The following is a 17,359-nucleotide window of genomic DNA, read 5'->3' on the forward strand; positions in this document are numbered from 1 at the left end:
TCGGTACGCTCCGGGGCATGTCCCGAGCACCGCGTCGCCCCGCCGTGGAGCCGGCTCCGTCCGGCGGCCGCCGGACCGGTGGGGTGGCCGTCACGATCGGACGGGAGGCCCTGGGCGGCCTGGTCGCGCTGGCCCTGGCCGTCATCGCCCTGCGCCACGTCGTCGCGACGGAACGGGTGGCGTTGCTCTGGTACGACGGCGACTCGGTGCTGCTGCCGCTCGTCGAGCGCTCGCTGCAGGCCGGCCAGCCGTTCGAGTGGGCGATGTCGCCCGCACTCTTCTTCTTCCCCGAGCTGCCCGTGTACCTGTTCTGCTCGCTGGTGACCGGGACCCCGCAGCAGGCCCTGGCGCTGAACGGGGTGCTCGTGCTCCTCGCGGTCTACGCGCTGGTGCGTGCCGCTGCGAACGAACTGATGCCGTCCGCCGGGCGCCCCGCGCGGATCGCGGTGTCGGCGGGGGCGCTCGGCCTGGTCACGCTGCTCGTGCTGACGGAGTCGTCGGCGACGGCGACCTCGCTCGAGCTGGCGTCCCTGCTGCTCACGACGACCTACTACTACGGCGCCGTGCTGGCGGTGCTCGGCACCGCGGTGCTGGTGCTGCGGGCGGTGCGCCTCGGCCGGGCGTCGGTGCCCCTGCTCGTGGTGCTCGGACTCGTCGCCGCGTGCACGACCGCGTCGAACCCGCTGTACGTGCCGTGGTCCGCCGCTCCCGTCGTCGTCACCCTCGGGCTCCTGGTGCTGGCACGGCGGGTGCCGTGGCGCCCCGCTGCGCTGCTCGCCGGTGCCGTCACGGTCGGATCGGTCGTCGGGTACCTGGTGCGGATCCCGTTGCGACCGTTCGTCTCCCTCGACCCGGCGACGTACGTGCAGCCGTCACGGGCCGGGGAGACCCTGCGGTTCTTCGCGGCGCTGACCGACGACCGGGCGGGCACGGCACCGGGCGACCTCGGGCTCCTGCTGCTGTTCGCCGGGGTGCTCGTCACCGTCGGCGGCACGGTCTGGGCCTGGCGGGTCCGCACCGCACGCACCGTGCTGGTCGCGACGGTGCTGCCGCTGGTGACCGTCGTCGCCGTGTCCGTCGGGGTCGTCGTCGCCGGGTCCGAGACCCCGCGCTACCTGCAGCCGATCGTGACGGCACCGCTGCTCGCGCTCGTCGCCGTGGCCGAGCTCACCCGCACCGCCGTCCGCCGCACCCGCGTGCACCGCCCGCACCGCGGGGTCCGGGCGGGGGTGGCGTTCGCGATGGCCGCCGTCCTCGCGACCGGGATCGCCGTGGCCCCAGGCACCGCCCACGCCGTGTCGACCGCGCGGTACCCGGCGGCCGCGTGCCTGGACCGCTGGGCCGACGGGCGCCAGGTCACCGGCGTCGGGCAGTTCTGGACGGTCCGGCCCCTCGCCACCTACGCGGCGGCGAACGTCGGGCTGCTGCAGGTCCGCGACACCTTCGAGACGTACCCGTGGCTCGTCGACCTCGGCGCCTACCGCGACGCCGACCCGAGCTTCGTGGTGGTCGGGTCGCACGACCTCTGGACCACCGCGGTCGAGGACTCCCTCGGCCCCCCGGCGACGATCACCCACTGCACCGGGTTCGACGTCTACGACTACGCCGGCACCACCGGGCAGGCGATCCTGCGGCGCGACGTCGTCGGGAGCGCCGACGTCATCCGGCGTGACCGCGGCTTCTGATCCACTGCTGAAGTTGTCCACAGCGGCGCGTTGCCGTCCGATGCTCGCTGTACGGATGTATAGGCTCGTGCTCGATGTCTCGTCCCACCAGCCCCCGCGCCCACCGTGTCCCCGTGCGCCTGCGCCTCGCCGTCACCGGCCTGGCACTCGCGGGCCTCGTCGGCACGGTCATCGCCGACGCTCCGGCCGCCCAGGCGGTGACCTACCCCACGTGGGACGAAGTGAAGTCCGCCCGCGGCAAGGAATCCGCCAAGCAGGGGCAGATCACCGAGATCCGGGGCATCATCAGCGAACTCGACGCCAAGGTCGAGGCTGCCGAGGCGAAGGCGCAGAAGCTCGGTGACGTGTTCTACAAGGCCCAGCGCAAGGCCCAGACCGCGGCCGAGAAGGAACAGCAGCTCCGCGCCGACGCGAAGGACCACGCGAAGGTCGCCGACCAGAGCGCCGCGCAGGCCGGGCAGTTCGCCGCCCAGATGTCCCGCTCCGGTGGCGCCGACGTCACCACCTCGGTGATCACCCAGGGCGAGGACGCCAGTGACCTGCTGTACAACCTCGGTGCGCTGAGCAAGCTCTCCGAGCAGGCCGAGCGTGTGCAGGCCGCCGCGAGCGCCGACGCGGCCGTCGCCAGCTCGCTCGAGGCACAGGCCGACCGCGCCGCCGAAGCACTGGGCGACCTCGCTGCCGAAGCCGAAGACCGCATGCAGGAAGCCCAGGCGGCGTCCGACGCCGTGCAGGCCGCCTACGACGAGCAGCAGTCGAACAAGGCCCGACTCGACGCCCAGCTCGCGACCCTGACCTCCGGCCGCGTCCGGACCGAAGCCGAGTTCGCCAAGGGTGAGCGCGTCCGCAAGGCGGCGGAGGAGAAGGCCGCACGCGAAGCCGCCGAGCGCGCAGCCGCCGCGCAGCGAGCAGCCGCCGCACAGGCCGCCGCGAACTCCGGCGGGGGCGCTCCGTCAGGCGGCGACTCGACCGGCAGCAGCGGCTCGGGCGGCGGCGGTTCCGTCGGCGCGGGCTCCGGGACCGGCTGGGTCCGCCCGGCCAGCGGCTACGTCATCAGCCCCTACGGGTACCGCGTGCACCCGATCACCGGCGTCGTCACCATGCACGAGGGCACCGACCTGGCGAGCGGCTGCTACACGCCCATCGTCGCGGCCTCGGCTGGCACCGTCGACTACGTCGGCTGGTACGGCGGCTACGGCAACTACGTCCGCATCAACCACGGCGGCGGCGTCCAGACCGCGTACGGCCACATCGTCGACGGCGGCTTCCGGGTCGCCACCGGCCAGCAGGTCTCCGCGGGGCAGCTCATCGCGCTCGTCGGCTCCACCGGGGCGTCGACCGGCTGCCACAGCCACGTCGAGGTGCACATCAACGGTGCCACCACCGACCCGGTGCCCTTCATGGGCGCTCGCGGGGTCGCCTTCTAGCCGACCGGCCCCGACTCTGGGTCGTCGATCCCGTCGTCGCCGGCGTTCCACAGCTCCCGGTACCACGCGGTGCGCTCCGGGTCGTCCGGCAGCCCGTACGCCCGGTGGAACAGCGGCTCCCACCCGGGTCCGTAGTTCCACCCGAGCGCCATCGTCGCCACCGCGATGTCGGCCCAGCGGTCCGCGACCCCCATCGCGTCCAGGTCGACGTGCCCGCTCCACCGCCGGTCCGCACCGATGAGCGTGTTCGGCGTGCACGGGTCACCGTGACAGACGACGATCCGGTCACTCGTCGGCTCCGGACCGAGACCGCCCGGGCCGCGGACGGCGTCGGCGTCGGCGCTCGCCCCACGCGCACGATCGAGCCGGTCCGCGGTCGCCCACGTGAACGGGCAGTCGTCGACGGGCAACGTGTCGTGCAGCGCGCGCAGGCCCTCCCCCACCGCGACCACCGCGGTCCGGGGTTCGTCGTGCCAGCGCGGGTCGACGGCGCTCCAGCCGGGCACGGCACGCGTGTGCAGCCAGACGCCGTCCTCGTCGGTGCCGTGGTCGAGCACCTCGGGGACCCGGGCGTACCGGGACGCCCACGTCAGCCGCGCGGCCTCGCCGCTGATCCACGAACCGTAGGCGTGCGGCAGCACCTTCACGAACTCCTCGGCGTGCGCGTCCGGCCCGATGCGGAACGTCGTCCCGCCGATCTGGTTGTGCCAGACGAGCGCGACCTCACGCCCTCGCGCGACCTCGGTGACGATGCGCGGCACCGGGACGGTCTCGCCCGGCCGGGGCAGTCCACCGATCGAGCGCACCACGGGGACGCTCAGTGCACGCGATCCGGGCGGGAGGACCCCGACCCACCACGGGCGATCTCGAGCAGCACGGGCAGGCGTTCGCCGAGCAGGGCGTCCAGGTCGGCGACGACGGCCTCGACCCGTTCGGTGATCTCCCGCGGCGCGGCACCCCGGCGCGGACGGACCCGCACCCGGATCGCCCGACCACCACGGACCCGGTAGACGTCGACGGCGAGGGAACCGACCTGGGGCATGTCGCCGATGGCCGAGGAGAGCGCGTGCTGCACGGCCGTGGACTCGATGCGCACGGAGCCGGCGACGCCGTCGGCCGAACCGTCGCTGTCCACGACGGTGCTCTCGCGGCCACCGCCGAGCGTCGTCAGCACCACGAGTGCGAGCACGCCGAGCACGACGCCACCGCCGAGCACGCAGGTCCACGCGAACACCGAGTCGTCTCGCGACGCCCCGGTGCCGAGTCCGGCGAGGGCATCACCGACCGCGCGCCACCACGATGCGACGAGGGGCACCCCCTGGGCGGTCTGCACCAGGATCGCGGCGACCCCGGCGACGAGCAGCACGAGCCCGAGCACGACGAGCGCCGTCCGGCCGAGCGCGCGGTTCGTGGCGTTCATCCGTCCACCCGTCCGGTCGGCTGCACACGGACCCGCGCGGCCAGCGGCGGCTGCGCGTCGATCGCGGCGAACTCCCGCTCGACGGCCTCGGTCGCGGCGACCGCGGGGACGTCCACCCCGGCTGCGGGACGGAGCACGACGTCGACCGTGCGGCGACCGACGGTGCCCACGGCGGCGTCGGCGCCCAGACGGGTCGCGGAACGGGCGGCTCGGGCCGCGGCGGAGGCCAGGACCTCGTCGTCGACGACGACTGCGAGCCGGTCGGACGACATCACGTGCCGCGGACGGCGCTGGGGCAGGATCCCCTGCAGCAGGAGCACGAGGCCGATCAGGGCCACGACGGCGCCGATGCCGATCACGATGGTGGTGTCGAGGCCGTCCGGAGCGGCGAGCGCGGCGTCGACCACGGCACGGGGGTCGACGCCCAGGACGTTCTGGTCGAGCAGGACGAGTGCGCCGGCGAAGACCGCGGCGGCGGCGAGCACCAGGGCGATGAGCATCGCGACGACGACTGCGCCGGAGCGGGAGACGTGGGTCTCGCGGCGCAGCAGGCGGCGGTGGGTGGCGAGGTGGTCGTCGTGCGACGGGCCGGCGGGGACGACCGGATCGGGGTTGCCGCCGGCGGGGTCGACGGCTGTCGCGGCGGTCACCGGACCCTCCGCGGGGTGTCCACGACTGACGACGCGAAGGTCACGGTCACGCGGGCGACCTGTCGGCCGGTGATGGTCCGGAAGCGCTCGGCGATCGTGCCGCGAGCCCGGTGCGCCGTGGCGACGACCGGTTCGTCGGGGAGTGCGTGCGAGCCCAGCACCGGCAGGGCGAGCGGGGCGGTGATCTCGACCGCCAGCGCACCGCGGCCGTCGTCCGCGACCCGGGCACGGACCTCCCGGAAGGCAACGCGCAGCGCTTCGGCGGCGACCGCCTGGGCGGTGTGCACCAGCGCCGACGTGCCGATGCGGTCGGAGCCGCGGAGCCGGACGCCGCTGTCGCCGGCCGTGGCGACGGCGGCGTCGCTCACGACGAGCTCCGGCGTCCGCGCAGCACGTCGAGCAGGCGACGGAAGTCGACGTCACCGGTGACGATGCGGGCGACCAGTGCACCGACCGCCATGCAGACCGCGACGACGACGAACGCCCAGAACCCGAGCGTCACGGCGACGATCGCGAGCAGGGCGCCGGTGCCCATCCCGACGACGGTGGCGTTCACCGGACTCGACCGTCCCGGGTGTCGAGCTCGTCCGCGACGCCGTTGAGCGCCGGGATGTTCACGTCGTTGATGGCGATGTTGACCTCGGTGACCTCGAGGCCGACGAGTTCGGTGACGGCGTTCGTGACAGCGGCACGGACCGCGGAGGCGACCTCCATCATCGGCGTCGGGTAGTCGACGACGATGGTCAGGTCGACGGCGACCTGGGTCTCACCGACCTCGACGCGGACGCCCTGACCGAGCGCGCTCGAGCCGATGGCGTCGCGGATGGCACCGAACGCCCGCGAGGCGTTGCCGCCGAGCGCGAAGACGCCGGGGACGTCGCGGGCGGCGATGCCCGCGACCTTCGCGACGACCGTGTCGTCGATGATGGTCCTGCCCTTGGCGGTGACCTGCGTCGTGGTCGTGCCGGCGGGCTGGGCGCTCCCGGCCCCGGTGCCGAGCGTGGCTCCGGTCGTGGTCCCGGTCGGGGTCCCGTCGACGCGGTTGGTCGTCGATGCCATTGCTGCCTCCGTGCGGTCGATTGCTGGCCTCCAGCGAACACCATCGTGCCGTACGCCGCACAGGCGGCGCACGTGCCGACCTCGTCGTCAGTCGGCACCGGTAGGTTCTTGTTCCATGCGCGTGGCGACCTGGAACGTGAACTCCGTCCGCACCCGAGTGGGTCGGATCGTCGACTGGCTGGTGCGTGAGGACGTCGACGTCCTCGGCATGCAGGAGATCAAGTGCAAGCCGGAGCAGTTCCCGGTCGAGCAGTTCGAGGCCGCGGGGTACCACGTCGAGGCGCACGGCCTGAACCAGTGGAACGGCGTCGCGTTCGCCAGCCGGCTGCCGATGGAGGACGTCACCCGCGACTTCCCCGGCCAGCCCGGGTTCCTGAAGGGACACGAGGGGCCGGACCTGCCGGTCGAGGCCCGCGCGATCGGCGTCACCGTCGACGGCGTGCGGCTCTGGAGCCTCTACGTCCCGAACGGCCGCGAGCTCGGCGACCCGCACTACACGTACAAGCTCGACTGGCTCGCCCAGCTGGCCGACCGCACCTCGGAGTGGATCGAGGCGTCGCCGGAGACCCCGCTCGCACTGATGGGCGACTGGAACGTCGCACCGCTCGACCAGGACGTCTGGGACATGCGGGTCTTCGAGGGGTCGACGCACGTCAGTGAACCCGAGCGGGCCGCGTTCCGCGAGTTCGAGGCGCGGGGCCTGCAGGACGTCGTGCGCCCGATCGTGCCCGATGGCTACACCTACTGGGACTACAAGCAGCTGCGGTTCCCGCGCAACGAGGGCATGCGCATCGACTTCGTCCTCGGTTCGCAGGCCTTCGCCGACGTCGTCACCGACGCCTCGATCCACCGGAACGAGCGCAAGGGCGACGCCCCGAGCGACCACGTCCCCGTGGTGGTCGACCTCGACCTGGACACGTCGCTCGACGACGACCGCCCGATGATCTTCTGATCGGCGCCGGGTCACCGGCCCGGCCCGGCCTGGGATCGGCGCCCGTCCGGCTCTGTTACGCCCGGCGTCCGCCGTGATTGAGCCGTCCGTCACGCCGACGTAGGTTTCCTGCACCGAACCCCTTCGAGAGCAGGTGAAGCCATGTCCCGCACGACGATCCTTCCCATCCAGCGCCTCATGGCGACCGCGGCCCCCGGTGCATGGCGCGACGGCATCGTCGTCGAGACCCGCGCAGCCGACGCCGTGGTGCTGTTCCTCGACGGGAGCATCACGCAGCTGCGGGTGGCGGACGCCGACGGCGTCCTGTCAGTTGGCGAGCCGGTCGCCCACCACCCGGTCGCAGAGATCCTCAGCGCCGGCGGTCGACAGACCACCGCACGCGTCGCGTAGCGCGCACGCGTCGCGGAGCGCGCACGGAGCGGGTCAGGCCGCCATCGAGTCGAGCATCGCCTGGCACTTCGACACCATCGCGTCGCAGGCCATGGCGCAGTACCGGCACGACTCATCCATGTCCTGGTGCTGACGGCACTCGGCGGCACACGCGGTGCCCATCGCGACGACGGCCATGAGCATCGCCTGCATCGCGGCGGTGTCCATCCCCATCGGACGCATCATCATCCGCATGCCGGTGTCGGCGAGCATCGCGGTGTTCGAGCACATCGCGGCGCAGGTGGCCATCTCGCCGCCCATCCGCATGTCGGCAGCCGAGCACATCGTCGCCGCCATCGACGCGGCGTTCATCGCCATCATCGTGTCCTGCATCATGTCCATGTCCATCCCCATGGGCATGTCCGTCATCGACATGTTCTTCATCATCGCCATCGTGTCCATCGCCGGTCTCCTCGTCGTGGTCATCGGTCACGAGGCGGTCCGCCCCGCGTGCCCGCCAGGGTACGCGCGTGCCGTCCGCGCTTCGTGAGCAGGAATGGTCGAGTCGGCGACCGCGATCCGACCTTTCCTGCTCACCATCCGCGGTGGTCGCCACCACAGCCGGACGGGAGGCGCGGTGCGGCCCCGCCACGGGCCTCCCGTCCGCCGTGTCGCGCGACCACGGCGCGGAAGACGCCGGCGTGTCCGCAGGACGCCCGCAAGAGCGCGAGACGCCGCCGAATGCGGCGGCGTCTCGGCGACATCGAGGCGTCTCGACAACACGACGGCGTCTTCCGGGCGGCCACACGCCGGCGACGCGCGTCCGGGGCACGCTACGGGTGCAGCAGGGCGGCGATCGCGACGAGCACGGGCACCGAGCCGAGCGTCGAGATGAGCACGACGTCGCGCGCCACCGGGACCGCTGCCCCGTACCGCTGCGCGTAGTTGAAGACGTTCTGCGCCGCCGGCAGGGCGCCGAGGGTGGTGAGCACGAAGACCTCCTGGTCGCCGAGCCCGAACACGAACCGGGCGAACACGAACGCCACGGCCGGCATCACCACGAGCTTGATCGACGACGCCACGATGACGTCGGTCCGGATCGCCGGGTCCCGCAGCGGGGTCGCACCGTGCAGGCTCATCCCGAACGACAGCAGCACGACGGGCACCGCGGCCGCGCCGACGAGCGAGAACGGCTCGAGCACCGGGTCGGGCAGCGTGATCCCGGTCGCCGAGCACACGAGCCCGACGAGCGAGGCGATGATGATCGGGTTCCGGAACGGCCCCGCGATCCGTCGTCCCCACCCGCCGGCACCCGCGGTCGCCGCGTCGAGGATCGTCAGCGCGATCGGGGCCATCACGACGAGCTGCAGCAGGATCACCGGGACGACCGCGGTCGCCTGGCCGAGCACGTACACGGCCACGGGCAGCCCGATGTTGTTCGCGTTCACGTAGCTCGACGCCAGGGCCCCGACGGTGGTCGTGGTGACGGGGCGGCGCAGCACGAAGCGGAACACGGCGGCGGCACCGAGGGCGACCACGGCGGCGCTCAGCAGTGAGACCCAGAGCATCGAGGACAGCAGCGACGCGATGTCGGCGGTCGCGATGGTGTGGAACAGCAGGCACGGCATCAGCACGAAGAACGCGAGCCGGCTCATCACGAACTGCGCGTGCGGGCCCAGCAGGCCGATGCGTCCGACGACGTACCCACCGGCGATGATCGCGCCGATGATCGCGAAGCCGGTCAACACGCCACCCATCCCGTCCATCCTGGCACCTGCCGGCGGTGATGTGACGTCACTCAGGTCGGAAATGCGTACGCATCGAATACCGTTGAGCGCATCATGACCTCGACGAACGCCGACACCCTCACCCGGTCCACCGACTCCAGCCAGCCGCTCGTGCCGCTGCTCGAGGAGCGCTGGAGCCCCCGCTCCTACGACGAGACCGCGACGATCTCGGACGACCAGCTGGACGCCGTCCTCGAGGCCGCTCGCTGGGCACCCTCGGCCATGAACTTCCAGCCCCGCCGCTTCATCGCCGGCCGCCGCGGCACCGAGACGTTCCGGAAGATCAACGAGAACCTGCTCGGCTTCAACGCCGCCTGGGCCTTCCGCGCCAGCGCCCTCGTCGTCGGCGTGCTCGAGACCGTGACCGCCGACGGCGAGGAGCGCCCCTTCGCGCAGTACGACCTCGGCCAGTCGCTCGCCGCGCTGACCGTGCAGGCGCACGCCGAGGGCCTGCACGTGCACCAGATGGCGGGCATCGACGCCGCCGGGCTCCGTGTCGCGTTCGACCTGCCCGAGCGCTTCCTGCCGTACACGGTCACGGCCGTCGGCACCGTCGCGCACCCGTCGCAGCTCGACGACAAGGCCGCCGAGCGCGAGGTCGCCCCGCGCACCCGCATCCCCCTCGACGAGGTCGTCCTCGTCAAGGAGTGAGCACCGGCGGCACCGCCGCCCGCGATCGCCACGACGGCCGCGTCCCTGCGGGGGCGCGGCCGTCGGCGTACCATGACGTGACATGGATCAGCACCAGGACGACGCCCCGCCGGAGATGAACTTCTACACCCGGAAGTGGGTGCGACCGGAGGACCTCAACGCCAACGGCACTCTGTTCGGCGGCAGCCTGCTCCGCTGGATCGACGAGGAAGCCGCGGTCTACGCGATCATCCAGCTCGGCAACGGCAAGGTCGTCACGAAGTACATGTCGGAGATCAACTTCCTGTCCTCGGCGAAGGAGGGCGACATCGTCGAGATCGGCCTCGTCGCCACCCGGTTCGGCCGCACGTCGCTGACCATGCGGGCCGAGGCGCGCAACCTCTTCACGCACCGCAGCATCCTGACGATCGACGAGGTCGTGTTCGTGAACCTCGACGAGGACGGCAACCCGGCCCCGCACGGCTACACGGACATCACCTACGCGCGCGACCGGGTCCCCGCCACGCACCGCGCGTGACCCCGCAGACTTCGCGCAGCACCGGGGCGCCCGGATGGTCGCACCCTGCGGGTGGTCGGCGGGCTCTGGCAGGATCGGGGGCATGACCACGCCCCGCCTCGTCGCCTTCGACCTGGACGACACGCTCGCCCCGTCGAAGTCCTCCCTCGACCCCCGCATGCTCGAGACCTTCGCGTCCCTGCTCGAGGTCGTGCCGGTCGCGGTCATCTCCGGCGGCAACTTCACCCAGTTCGAGCAGCAGCTCGTCACCCCGCTCCGGCAGCGCGACGGCCTGACGCTCGACGCCCTGCACCTCCTGCCCACCTGCGGCACCCGGTACTACCGCTGGGAGGACCAGGACTGGGCGCTGCAGTACGCCGAGGACCTCACCGACGAGCAGAAGGACCGCGCCCTCGCCGCGGTCGAGGCCCGTGCGAAGGAAGCCGGGTACTGGGAGTCCGAGACCTGGGGCGCCATCCTCGAGGACCGCGGGTCGCAGATCACGTTCTCCGCCCTCGGCCAGGCCGCCCCGGTGGACGTCAAGAAGCAGTGGGACCCGACCGGCGAGAAGAAGGACCACCTACGGCGTCTGGTGCAGCAGGACCTGCCCGACCTCGAGGTCCGCTCGGGCGGCTCGACCAGCATCGACATCACCCGCAAGGGCATCGACAAGGCCTACGGCATGCAGCGCCTCGCCGAGATCACCGGCATCGCGCTCGACGACATGCTCTTCGTGGGCGACCGGCTCGACCCCGAGGGCAACGACTACCCGGTGAAGGCGCTCGGGGTCCCCTGCCACGCGGTGCAGGGCTGGGAGGACACGGACGCGTTCCTGACGGAGCTCATCCCCACCCTGCGCTGAGCGCGCGGCGGACGGGAGGCCCGTGGCGGGCCCGCACCGCGCCTCCTGTCCGTCCCCGGTCGCGTCCAGAGCCGCGAACGCGACCGATGCGGCCGGGCGCTCAGCCCAGGCTGCGGACGGCCTCGACGAAGGCGCGGATCTTGGCGGGGTCCTTGACGCCGCGCTCGGACTCGACCCCGCTCGACACGTCGACGCCGTCGGGGTCGAGCGCCTCGACCGCGGCGACCACGTTGGCCGGGGTCAGCCCGCCGGCGAGGATCCAGGCCTCGTCCACGCCGTCGATCGTGGCCGGGTCGATCAGGCGACCGCTGCCGGGCACGGCGGCGTCGAGCAGCAGCAGGTCGTGGTCGAACGCGGCGCGCTGCTCGGGCGTCTCGCGCAGGTAGTCCTCGGCCGCGATGGCCCGGATGGTGAAGAAGCCGGCGTCGCGCGCGCGGGCGAAGTCGGACGCCGACTCGCCACCGTGCAGCTGCAGCGTCGTGAGTCCGACCTCGGAGGCGATGCCCACGATCTCGTCGATCTTCTGGTCACGGAAGACCCCGACGGCGTCGATGCCGTCCGGCACCCGCTCGACGAGTTCCTTCGCCAGGTCGGCGGTGACGGTCCGGGGGCTGCCCGCCGCGAAGACGAACCCGACGGCGTCGGCACCCGCGTCGACGGCGGCGTCCACGGTGTCGGGCGTCGACAGGCCACAGATCTTGATCCAGCGCTGGTCGGTCATGCTGTCCATCCTGCCAGGGCGCTCCGGTGCCCGGAGCACGGAGCCGCCGAGCGGGTCAGTGCAGGGCACCCGCGACGTAGGCGGCCACGCAGGCCGCGGTGACGCCGAAGGCCGCGAAGGACCCGACCAGGACGTTCCGCCGGCGCCAGCGACGCACCGCCGAGAACGTGCCGCGCTTGGCGTGCCGGTGCGCGGCGCGGTGCATGCGGTGGTCCCGCTGGTGCTTCACGCGTTCCGGGCCGAGCGGCACCGGGCCGGTGATCTGGGTGGAGCCGCCGCGCAGCGCGTTGGCGATGGCGACCGCGGTGGGCCGGCGCTCCGGGTCGCGGGCCGTCATCCGGCTGAGCAGCTCGCGCCACTCGTCGGCGACGTCGTCCGGGACCTCGGGGTCGCGGCGGAGCCGGGCGAGTGCGGCCTCGATGAGGGTGCCCGAGTACTCCTGCTTGCCGGTCAGCGCCTCGAGCAGGACGAGCCCGAGCGAGTACACGTCGGTGGCGAAGCTGATCGGTTCGCCGGCGACCTGCTCCGGGCTGAGGTAGGCGGCGGTGCCGATGACCGTGCCGTCGTTCGTCAGGCGGGAACCGTCGACGAAGTGGGCGACGCCGAAGTCGGTGAGTTTGACCGTACGGGCGAACCCGGACGAGCCCTCGTCGCTGATCAGGATGTTGGCGGGCTTGACGTCGCGGTGCACGATGCCGCGGGAGTGCACGTAGGCCAGGGCGTCGGCGAGCTGCGCACCGAGGTCGGCCACCTCGTAGTTGTGCAGGGCGCCCTCGGACAGCCGGCGGAGCAGCGTCGTGTCGGCGATGAGCTCCATCACGATGAACCGGTGCGGGCCGTCCTCGAACTCGTGGGTGCCGGCGTCGTACAGCGGGATGAGGCCCGGGTGCGAGAGCATGCTGAGCAGCCGGATCTCGCGCTCCTGGCGGACGCGGTCGGCGGTGGTCATCTTGTCCGGGGTCGCGAAGAGCTTCACGGCCACGGCCCGGTACGTGTGCTCGTCACGGGCTTCGTAGACGGATCCCATGCCGCCGGTGCCGATGAGCTTCACGAGCCGGTACCGCGCAGAGAGGACGGTGTCCGCCCGCGCGCTGTCCAGCAGGGTCATGGTGTCCGTCGTCCCGTCCGGAGCCCGTGGTTCCGCGGCCGCTGCCGGCGTGTGGGCTCAGGGGAAACGGTACGCGTCCGACTCTCGATCCGCATGGCCGTTACGACATCGTGATCGCCCTACTTCCCTGAGTTCCCGGGGATCGACGGGGTACAGTCCGACCTCCACCAGGACGAGGAATCGCGCAAGGAGGACAGCATGGCGTTGTCGAAGGGTGACGAGGTGCACTGGAACACCTCGCAGGGCAGGACGACCGGCACGCTCGTGCGCAAGCGGACGAGCGACTTCGAGTTCGACGGGCAGCACTTCACGCCGACCGACGACGACCCGTACTGGATCGTCGAGTCGGAGAAGAGCGGCAAGCAGGCCGCCCACAAGGAGTCGGCGCTGACGAAGGCCTGAGGCTCAGTCGCGGGCGGGCTCGGCGCGACGACGACCCCGGGCACCGCCCACGGCAGGGCTGCCTTCGGCGTCGTCGTGGTCGTCGGGGCCGCCCGTGCGCCGCTCGGCGCGGACACGGCGGACCCGGCGCACGACGAAGGTCACCACGACCGCGGCGATCGCGACGTAGAGCACGCGGTCGATCCACTCGGTGTACGCCTCGACCTGGTCGTACTGCGACCCGAACGCGGCACCGAGCAGCACGAGCGCGCTGTTCCAGATGCCGCTCGCGATGATCGTGAACACCGAGAACGTGCCGAGGTGCATGCGGTCGGCGCCGGCCGGCAACGAGATGAGGCTGCGGACGATCGGGACGAACCGGCCGAAGAACACCGCGCTCTTGCCGTGCCGGTGGAACCAGCCGGCTGCCTTGCGGAAGTCGTCCTCGTCGACGAGGGGCAGCTTGCCGAACCACCGCGTGGTGCGTTCGAACCCGATCTTCGCGCCGAGCCAGTACAGCACCAGGGCCCCGAGGTACGAGCCGATCGTCGCCAGCACCAGGACCAGCACGAGGTTCATCTGGCCGGCGCCCGCGAGGAACCCGGCCAGCGGCAGGATGACCTCGGACGGGATGGGCGGGAACACCGTCTCGACGAAGAGCATCAGCCCGACGCCCCACTCCCCCAGCGCGTCGATCAGCTGCAGCACCAGGCCGGAGAGGCCGCCGAGGTCCGACGGGGCGGTGGAGTCGCCACTGGCGACGGTCATGGCACGGGCGGTCACGGCAGTCGTCATGCCCCCAGCATCCCTGAACGCCCTGTCAGGACCCGGCACGCTCCCTGGGTGTCAGCCGAGTCCCATGTGAGCGGACCGGACGTGCGCGAGCGATCGGGCGAGTGCACCCCGGGCGACGGCGTCGCGACCGACGGTCGACGGGGCGAACACCACCGGGTGCCGGAGCTGTGGCGTGACGATCTCGTCGAGCGCGGCGCAGAACACCTCGGCAGCCGGCAGGACCTCGCCACCGACGACGACGACCTCGGGGTCGATCGTCGTCACGAGCTGCACGACGCCGGGTGCCACGTCGGCGGCGAACGCACGGACGGTCTCGACGGCCGACACCGAGCCCTGGGCCGCCGCCGCGAAGACGGACTCGAGGTCCGTGCCGGACGGGATCCGGGCCTCCAGGCGGGCGGGCGCGGCGGGCCAGCCGGTCGAGGCGATGCCGCCCATCTCGCCGGCCGCACCGCACGCACCGCGCGCCAGCGAGCCGTCGACCACCAGGGCGGCACCGATCTGCCGACCCATCACCAGGTACAGGGCGTCCCGGACGCCGTGGAACCGCCCCCACCGCGCCTCGGCCGTGGCCGCCAGCTTGGCGTCGTTGTCGAAGAAGGTGGCGACCCCGGGGAAGAGGTCCTGGATCCGGCCGGGCACCCGCCGCTCGACCCACTCCGGCACCGCGACCGTGTAGTCGATCGCGCCGTCGCGGTCGACGACCGCCGGGACGCCGAACGTGGCACCGAGCACCGGCGCACCACCGGCGGAGCCGCCGACCGCACCACCGACGGGTGCCGTCAGCCGACGGACGACGTCCTGCACGCTCGACCAGGCCTGTTCGGCGTCGGCGAGGTCGGTGTAGCGCTCCTCGACGCGTGCGAGCGTGACGCCGCGCAGGTCCGCGCGCACGCCGACGATCCCGTGCAGGCCGAGGTCCACGCCGAGCACGGAGCCGGCCGACGCGTCCGCGGCGAAGCGCTTGGCGCGACGACCGGCCTTGTTCGGGGTGGCGATCGCCTCGGCCTCGGTCACCCACCCCTCGTCGACCAGGTCGGCGAGCGCCGCCTCGACCGTGGGGCGGGAGAGTCCGACCGTGCGCCCGAGCTCGGTGACCGTGCGGGAGACGTCATCGCGCAGGAGCTCGTCGAGGATCGCCCGCGAGTTCATCTGCCGCAGGACGCCGGGGGTCGTCCCCACGACACCGGGGGTCGTTGACACGGTCTGCTGCACGGTCATAGCCTCCACATTACGAAAGATCATTGAGGAATGGTGGCTCCGACATGCTCGTCCCACGACCGCGCCGCACCGCTCCCGGTGTCGGGGCCTTCGCGATCACCCCGTCGACCCGGATCGCCGCCGACCCGGCGAGCGAGTCCGTCCGACTGTACCTGCAGCAGACCCTGCGGGGATCGACCGGGCTGCCGGTGCGGGACGCCCTCGACGACACGGCACCGGAGGCCGGCACGATCGCGCTGCGCGTCGCCGACGACCCGTCCCTGCCCGCGGGCCCGACGACGTCGGAGGGCGACCGGGCGGAGTCGTTCCGCCTCACGGTGACGCCGGACGGCGTCGACGTCGTCGGCGGTTCGCCCGCCGGGGTCTTCTACGGTGTGCAGGCCCTGCTGCAGCTGCTGCCCCCGGACGTGTACCGCCGCGGCCGGGTCGCGACCGGTCCGTGGTCCGTCCCCGCCGTGGTCGTCGAGGACGCCCCGGCCTTCGCCTGGCGCGGCGTGATGCTCGACGTCGCCCGGCACTTCCGGACGAAGCACGAGGTCATGCGGGTGGTCGACCAACTCGCCGCGCACCGGATCAACCGCCTGCACTTCCACCTCACCGAGGACCAGGGGTGGCGCATCGAGATCCGGAAGTACCCGCGCCTGACCGAGGTCGGGTCCTGGCGTCGGGAGTCCCAGGTCGGCGCGCACGTCCCCGGGCCGGACGGCGCACTCGTCGTCGCCGGGTTCGACGGCCGCCCGCACGGCGGGTACTACACGCAGGACGACGTCCGCGAGATCGTGGCGTACGCGGCCGACCGGTTCGTCACCGTCGTCCCCGAGATCGAGACCCCCGGGCACGTCCGCGCGGCGCTGGCGGCCTACCCGTCGCTCGGCGTCACGGGCGAACCGGTCGAGGTGTGGACGGAGTGGGGCATCGCCGACGACGTCCTGAACGCCGAGGACGCCACGATCGACTTCTTCAAGGACGTCCTGGACGAGGTCATCGCACTCTTCCCCTCCGGCTACATCGGCATCGGCGGCGACGAGTGCCCGAAGGTGCAGTGGGAGACCGACCCCCGCACCCAGGAGCGCATCCGCGAGCTCGGGCTGCAGGACGAGGAACAACTGCAGGCCTGGATCATCGGACAGCTCGCCGCACACGTCGAGTCGCACGGCCGGCGGGCGTTCGGGTGGGACGAGATCCTCGAGGGCGGCACGCTCGACCCCTCCGCCACCGTGGTCTCGTGGCGCGGACTGACCGGCGCACGGACCGCCGCCCGCCGCGGGCACGACGTCATCTCGTCGCCGGACGACCAGGTGTACCTCGACTACCGCCAGAGCGACCTGCCGACCGAGCCGATCCCGGTGTCGATCGTGCTCACCGTCGACGACGTCTTCGCCTTCGACCCGGTGCCGTCGGGGCTCACCGACGACGAGCGCACCCACGTCATCGGCGGCCAGGGCAACATGTGGACGGAGCACGTCGACTCCGCCCGTCGACTCGACTACCAGCTCTTCCCCCGCGTCGCCGCCCTCGCCGAGGCACTGTGGTCGGCCGACGTCACCGGGCCGCGCGACCTCGCCGAGTTCCGCGGACGCCTGGCCGAGCACACCGCCCGGCTCGAGGCCATGGGCATCGAGTACCGGCACGAGGCCGGGCCGTTCCCGTGGGAGCAGCGGCCGGGCGTGCCGGGGCGCCCGCACTCGCGCGAGGAGCGTGCGGCGTACATCGACGCGGTCACGGCGAACATCGCCGAGTAGCACGCGTCGCGACCGGACGACGGACGGGAGGCC

General features: G+C 72.5%; 22 protein-coding genes. 10 read left to right on the forward strand and 12 right to left on the reverse strand.

Translation table 11 applies throughout. The features are described 5' to 3' along the window. Positions 1-17 precede the first annotated feature (17 nt). Positions 18-1,685 carry a hypothetical protein gene (locus DEJ01_RS00750; protein ID WP_146247535.1) on the forward strand — a complete coding sequence of 556 codons (1,668 nt, stop codon included), beginning with the start codon at positions 18-20 and terminating at the stop codon, positions 1,683-1,685. A gap of 74 nt (positions 1,686-1,759) precedes the next feature. Next, the gene (locus tag DEJ01_RS00755; RefSeq protein ID WP_146247536.1) at positions 1,760-3,112 is read left to right on the forward strand and encodes a M23 family metallopeptidase; all 1,353 of its coding nucleotides are present in this window, start codon (positions 1,760-1,762) and stop codon (positions 3,110-3,112) included. Here DEJ01_RS00755 and DEJ01_RS00760 read toward each other — a convergent pair. The 6 genes from DEJ01_RS00760 to DEJ01_RS00785 are packed head-to-tail and all read right to left on the reverse strand — an operon-like array spanning position 3,109 to position 6,241. After that, the gene (locus tag DEJ01_RS00760) at positions 3,109-3,918 is read right to left on the reverse strand and encodes an aminoglycoside 3'-phosphotransferase (RefSeq protein ID WP_309147053.1); all 810 of its coding nucleotides are present in this window, start codon (positions 3,916-3,918) and stop codon (positions 3,109-3,111) included. The genes DEJ01_RS00755 and DEJ01_RS00760 overlap by 4 nt on opposite strands. 11 nt (positions 3,919-3,929) lie before the next feature. Beyond that, complete coding sequence (locus DEJ01_RS00765) at positions 3,930-4,532, reverse strand: hypothetical protein (RefSeq protein ID WP_111091949.1); 603 nt, start codon at positions 4,530-4,532, stop codon at positions 3,930-3,932. Then, on the reverse strand, positions 4,529-5,182 hold the full coding sequence (locus tag DEJ01_RS00770) for a hypothetical protein (RefSeq protein WP_111091950.1): 654 nt from the start codon (positions 5,180-5,182) through the stop codon (positions 4,529-4,531). The genes DEJ01_RS00765 and DEJ01_RS00770 overlap by 4 nt, the downstream gene beginning before the upstream one ends. Beyond that, positions 5,179-5,550: a hypothetical protein gene (locus tag DEJ01_RS00775; protein WP_111089400.1), complete on the reverse strand. Its 372-nt coding sequence runs from the start codon at positions 5,548-5,550 to the stop codon at positions 5,179-5,181. The genes DEJ01_RS00770 and DEJ01_RS00775 overlap by 4 nt, the downstream gene beginning before the upstream one ends. Then, complete coding sequence (locus DEJ01_RS00780) at positions 5,547-5,738, reverse strand: DUF2273 domain-containing protein (protein WP_027464859.1); 192 nt, start codon at positions 5,736-5,738, stop codon at positions 5,547-5,549. Before DEJ01_RS00780 ends, DEJ01_RS00775 begins: the two co-directional genes overlap by 4 nt. Continuing rightward, entirely contained in the window at positions 5,735-6,241 is a 507-nt protein-coding gene (locus tag DEJ01_RS00785) for an Asp23/Gls24 family envelope stress response protein (protein WP_071404342.1), read from the reverse strand. Before DEJ01_RS00785 ends, DEJ01_RS00780 begins: the two co-directional genes overlap by 4 nt. 115 nt (positions 6,242-6,356) lie before the next feature. On the opposite strand from DEJ01_RS00785, the gene DEJ01_RS00790 reads away from it, so the two are divergent. Both DEJ01_RS00790 and DEJ01_RS00795 read left to right on the forward strand, forming a co-directional pair. Beyond that, the gene (locus tag DEJ01_RS00790; RefSeq protein ID WP_110864246.1) at positions 6,357-7,193 is read left to right on the forward strand and encodes an exodeoxyribonuclease III; all 837 of its coding nucleotides are present in this window, start codon (positions 6,357-6,359) and stop codon (positions 7,191-7,193) included. Positions 7,194-7,334: 141 nt separating this feature from the next. After that, positions 7,335-7,583, forward strand: a complete 249-nt coding sequence (locus DEJ01_RS00795) for a hypothetical protein (RefSeq protein WP_027464862.1) — start codon at positions 7,335-7,337, stop codon at positions 7,581-7,583. 33 nt (positions 7,584-7,616) lie between these two features. On the opposite strand, the gene DEJ01_RS00800 is transcribed toward DEJ01_RS00795, so the two are convergent. Continuing rightward, entirely contained in the window at positions 7,617-7,964 is a 348-nt protein-coding gene (locus DEJ01_RS00800; protein WP_258375611.1) for an aldehyde dehydrogenase, read from the reverse strand. Between DEJ01_RS00800 and DEJ01_RS17995 the strand changes: the two genes are divergently transcribed. Continuing rightward, positions 7,963-8,112 (forward strand): hypothetical protein, encoded by a 150-nt coding sequence (locus tag DEJ01_RS17995; protein WP_181438336.1) that lies wholly within the window; start codon positions 7,963-7,965, stop codon positions 8,110-8,112. The genes DEJ01_RS00800 and DEJ01_RS17995 overlap by 2 nt on opposite strands. A 283-nt stretch (positions 8,113-8,395) precedes the next feature. On the opposite strand, the gene DEJ01_RS00805 is transcribed toward DEJ01_RS17995, so the two are convergent. Then, a complete protein-coding gene (locus tag DEJ01_RS00805; RefSeq protein WP_111091952.1) occupies positions 8,396-9,319 on the reverse strand; it encodes an AEC family transporter in 924 nt (307 codons plus the stop codon). 84 nt (positions 9,320-9,403) lie between these two features. Between DEJ01_RS00805 and DEJ01_RS00810 the strand changes: the two genes are divergently transcribed. From DEJ01_RS00810 to DEJ01_RS00820, 3 genes are all read left to right on the forward strand, one after another. Continuing rightward, on the forward strand, positions 9,404-10,000 hold the full coding sequence (locus DEJ01_RS00810; RefSeq protein ID WP_111091953.1) for a nitroreductase family protein: 597 nt from the start codon (positions 9,404-9,406) through the stop codon (positions 9,998-10,000). Between the two features lie 82 nt (positions 10,001-10,082). Beyond that, positions 10,083-10,517: an acyl-CoA thioesterase gene (locus DEJ01_RS00815; RefSeq protein WP_017886352.1), complete on the forward strand. Its 435-nt coding sequence runs from the start codon at positions 10,083-10,085 to the stop codon at positions 10,515-10,517. Positions 10,518-10,599: 82 nt separating this feature from the next. Then, positions 10,600-11,358: an HAD-IIB family hydrolase gene (locus DEJ01_RS00820; RefSeq protein WP_111033922.1), complete on the forward strand. Its 759-nt coding sequence runs from the start codon at positions 10,600-10,602 to the stop codon at positions 11,356-11,358. 100 nt (positions 11,359-11,458) lie between these two features. Here DEJ01_RS00820 and DEJ01_RS00825 read toward each other — a convergent pair whose 3' ends face one another. Together DEJ01_RS00825 and DEJ01_RS00830 are read right to left on the reverse strand one after the other, a co-directional pair. Then, positions 11,459-12,079, reverse strand: coding sequence for a phosphoribosylanthranilate isomerase (locus DEJ01_RS00825; RefSeq protein WP_111089403.1), 621 nt, complete (start codon positions 12,077-12,079; stop codon positions 11,459-11,461). A gap of 55 nt (positions 12,080-12,134) precedes the next feature. Continuing rightward, entirely contained in the window at positions 12,135-13,187 is a 1,053-nt protein-coding gene (locus DEJ01_RS00830; protein ID WP_110864242.1) for a serine/threonine-protein kinase, read from the reverse strand. Positions 13,188-13,385: 198 nt separating this feature from the next. On the opposite strand from DEJ01_RS00830, the gene DEJ01_RS00835 reads away from it, so the two are divergent. Next, on the forward strand, positions 13,386-13,589 hold the full coding sequence (locus DEJ01_RS00835) for a DUF2945 domain-containing protein (RefSeq protein WP_071404335.1): 204 nt from the start codon (positions 13,386-13,388) through the stop codon (positions 13,587-13,589). A 3-nt stretch (positions 13,590-13,592) separates the two neighbouring features. Here the strand turns inward: DEJ01_RS00835 and DEJ01_RS00840 are convergent, their stop codons facing one another. Together DEJ01_RS00840 and DEJ01_RS00845 are read right to left on the reverse strand one after the other, a co-directional pair. Continuing rightward, positions 13,593-14,363 carry a DedA family protein gene (locus DEJ01_RS00840; protein WP_258375612.1) on the reverse strand — a complete coding sequence of 257 codons (771 nt, stop codon included), beginning with the start codon at positions 14,361-14,363 and terminating at the stop codon, positions 13,593-13,595. A gap of 51 nt (positions 14,364-14,414) precedes the next feature. Further along, positions 14,415-15,584 (reverse strand): ROK family transcriptional regulator, encoded by a 1,170-nt coding sequence (locus tag DEJ01_RS00845; protein ID WP_181438316.1) that lies wholly within the window; start codon positions 15,582-15,584, stop codon positions 14,415-14,417. A gap of 44 nt (positions 15,585-15,628) precedes the next feature. Between DEJ01_RS00845 and DEJ01_RS00850 the strand changes: the two genes are divergently transcribed. Continuing rightward, positions 15,629-17,326 (forward strand): beta-N-acetylhexosaminidase, encoded by a 1,698-nt coding sequence (locus DEJ01_RS00850; RefSeq protein WP_111091956.1) that lies wholly within the window; start codon positions 15,629-15,631, stop codon positions 17,324-17,326. The last annotated feature ends 33 nt before the right edge of the window (positions 17,327-17,359 follow it).

It is taken from the genome of Curtobacterium sp. MCLR17_040 (assembly GCF_003234735.1).
GTDB lineage: Bacteria > Actinomycetota > Actinomycetes > Actinomycetales > Microbacteriaceae > Curtobacterium > Curtobacterium flaccumfaciens.

What these genes read in the sequence shown, in the direction of transcription:
- DEJ01_RS00750 (WP_146247535.1), top strand. Translation starts at nt 18, where the DNA reads ATGTCCCGAGCACCGCGTCGCCCCGCCGTGGAGCCGGCTCCGTCCGGC.
- DEJ01_RS00755 (WP_146247536.1), top strand. Translation starts at nt 1,760, where the DNA reads ATGTCTCGTCCCACCAGCCCCCGCGCCCACCGTGTCCCCGTGCGCCTG.
- DEJ01_RS00765 (WP_111091949.1), bottom strand. Translation starts at nt 4,532, where the DNA reads ATGAACGCCACGAACCGCGCGCTCGGCCGGACGGCGCTCGTCGTGCTC.
- DEJ01_RS00785 (WP_071404342.1), bottom strand. Translation starts at nt 6,241, where the DNA reads ATGGCATCGACGACCAACCGCGTCGACGGGACCCCGACCGGGACCACG.
- DEJ01_RS00790 (WP_110864246.1), top strand. Translation starts at nt 6,357, where the DNA reads ATGCGCGTGGCGACCTGGAACGTGAACTCCGTCCGCACCCGAGTGGGT.
- DEJ01_RS00795 (WP_027464862.1), top strand. Translation starts at nt 7,335, where the DNA reads ATGTCCCGCACGACGATCCTTCCCATCCAGCGCCTCATGGCGACCGCG.
- DEJ01_RS17995 (WP_181438336.1), top strand. Translation starts at nt 7,963, where the DNA reads ATGTCCATCCCCATGGGCATGTCCGTCATCGACATGTTCTTCATCATC.
- DEJ01_RS00800 (WP_258375611.1), bottom strand. Translation starts at nt 7,964, where the DNA reads ATGGACATGATGCAGGACACGATGATGGCGATGAACGCCGCGTCGATG.
- DEJ01_RS00805 (WP_111091952.1), bottom strand. Translation starts at nt 9,319, where the DNA reads ATGGGTGGCGTGTTGACCGGCTTCGCGATCATCGGCGCGATCATCGCC.
- DEJ01_RS00810 (WP_111091953.1), top strand. Translation starts at nt 9,404, where the DNA reads ATGACCTCGACGAACGCCGACACCCTCACCCGGTCCACCGACTCCAGC.
- DEJ01_RS00815 (WP_017886352.1), top strand. Translation starts at nt 10,083, where the DNA reads ATGGATCAGCACCAGGACGACGCCCCGCCGGAGATGAACTTCTACACC.
- DEJ01_RS00820 (WP_111033922.1), top strand. Translation starts at nt 10,600, where the DNA reads ATGACCACGCCCCGCCTCGTCGCCTTCGACCTGGACGACACGCTCGCC.
- DEJ01_RS00825 (WP_111089403.1), bottom strand. Translation starts at nt 12,079, where the DNA reads ATGACCGACCAGCGCTGGATCAAGATCTGTGGCCTGTCGACGCCCGAC.
- DEJ01_RS00830 (WP_110864242.1), bottom strand. Translation starts at nt 13,187, where the DNA reads ATGACCCTGCTGGACAGCGCGCGGGCGGACACCGTCCTCTCTGCGCGG.
- DEJ01_RS00835 (WP_071404335.1), top strand. Translation starts at nt 13,386, where the DNA reads ATGGCGTTGTCGAAGGGTGACGAGGTGCACTGGAACACCTCGCAGGGC.
- DEJ01_RS00840 (WP_258375612.1), bottom strand. Translation starts at nt 14,363, where the DNA reads ATGACGACTGCCGTGACCGCCCGTGCCATGACCGTCGCCAGTGGCGAC.
- DEJ01_RS00845 (WP_181438316.1), bottom strand. Translation starts at nt 15,584, where the DNA reads ATGACCGTGCAGCAGACCGTGTCAACGACCCCCGGTGTCGTGGGGACG.
- DEJ01_RS00850 (WP_111091956.1), top strand. Translation starts at nt 15,629, where the DNA reads ATGCTCGTCCCACGACCGCGCCGCACCGCTCCCGGTGTCGGGGCCTTC.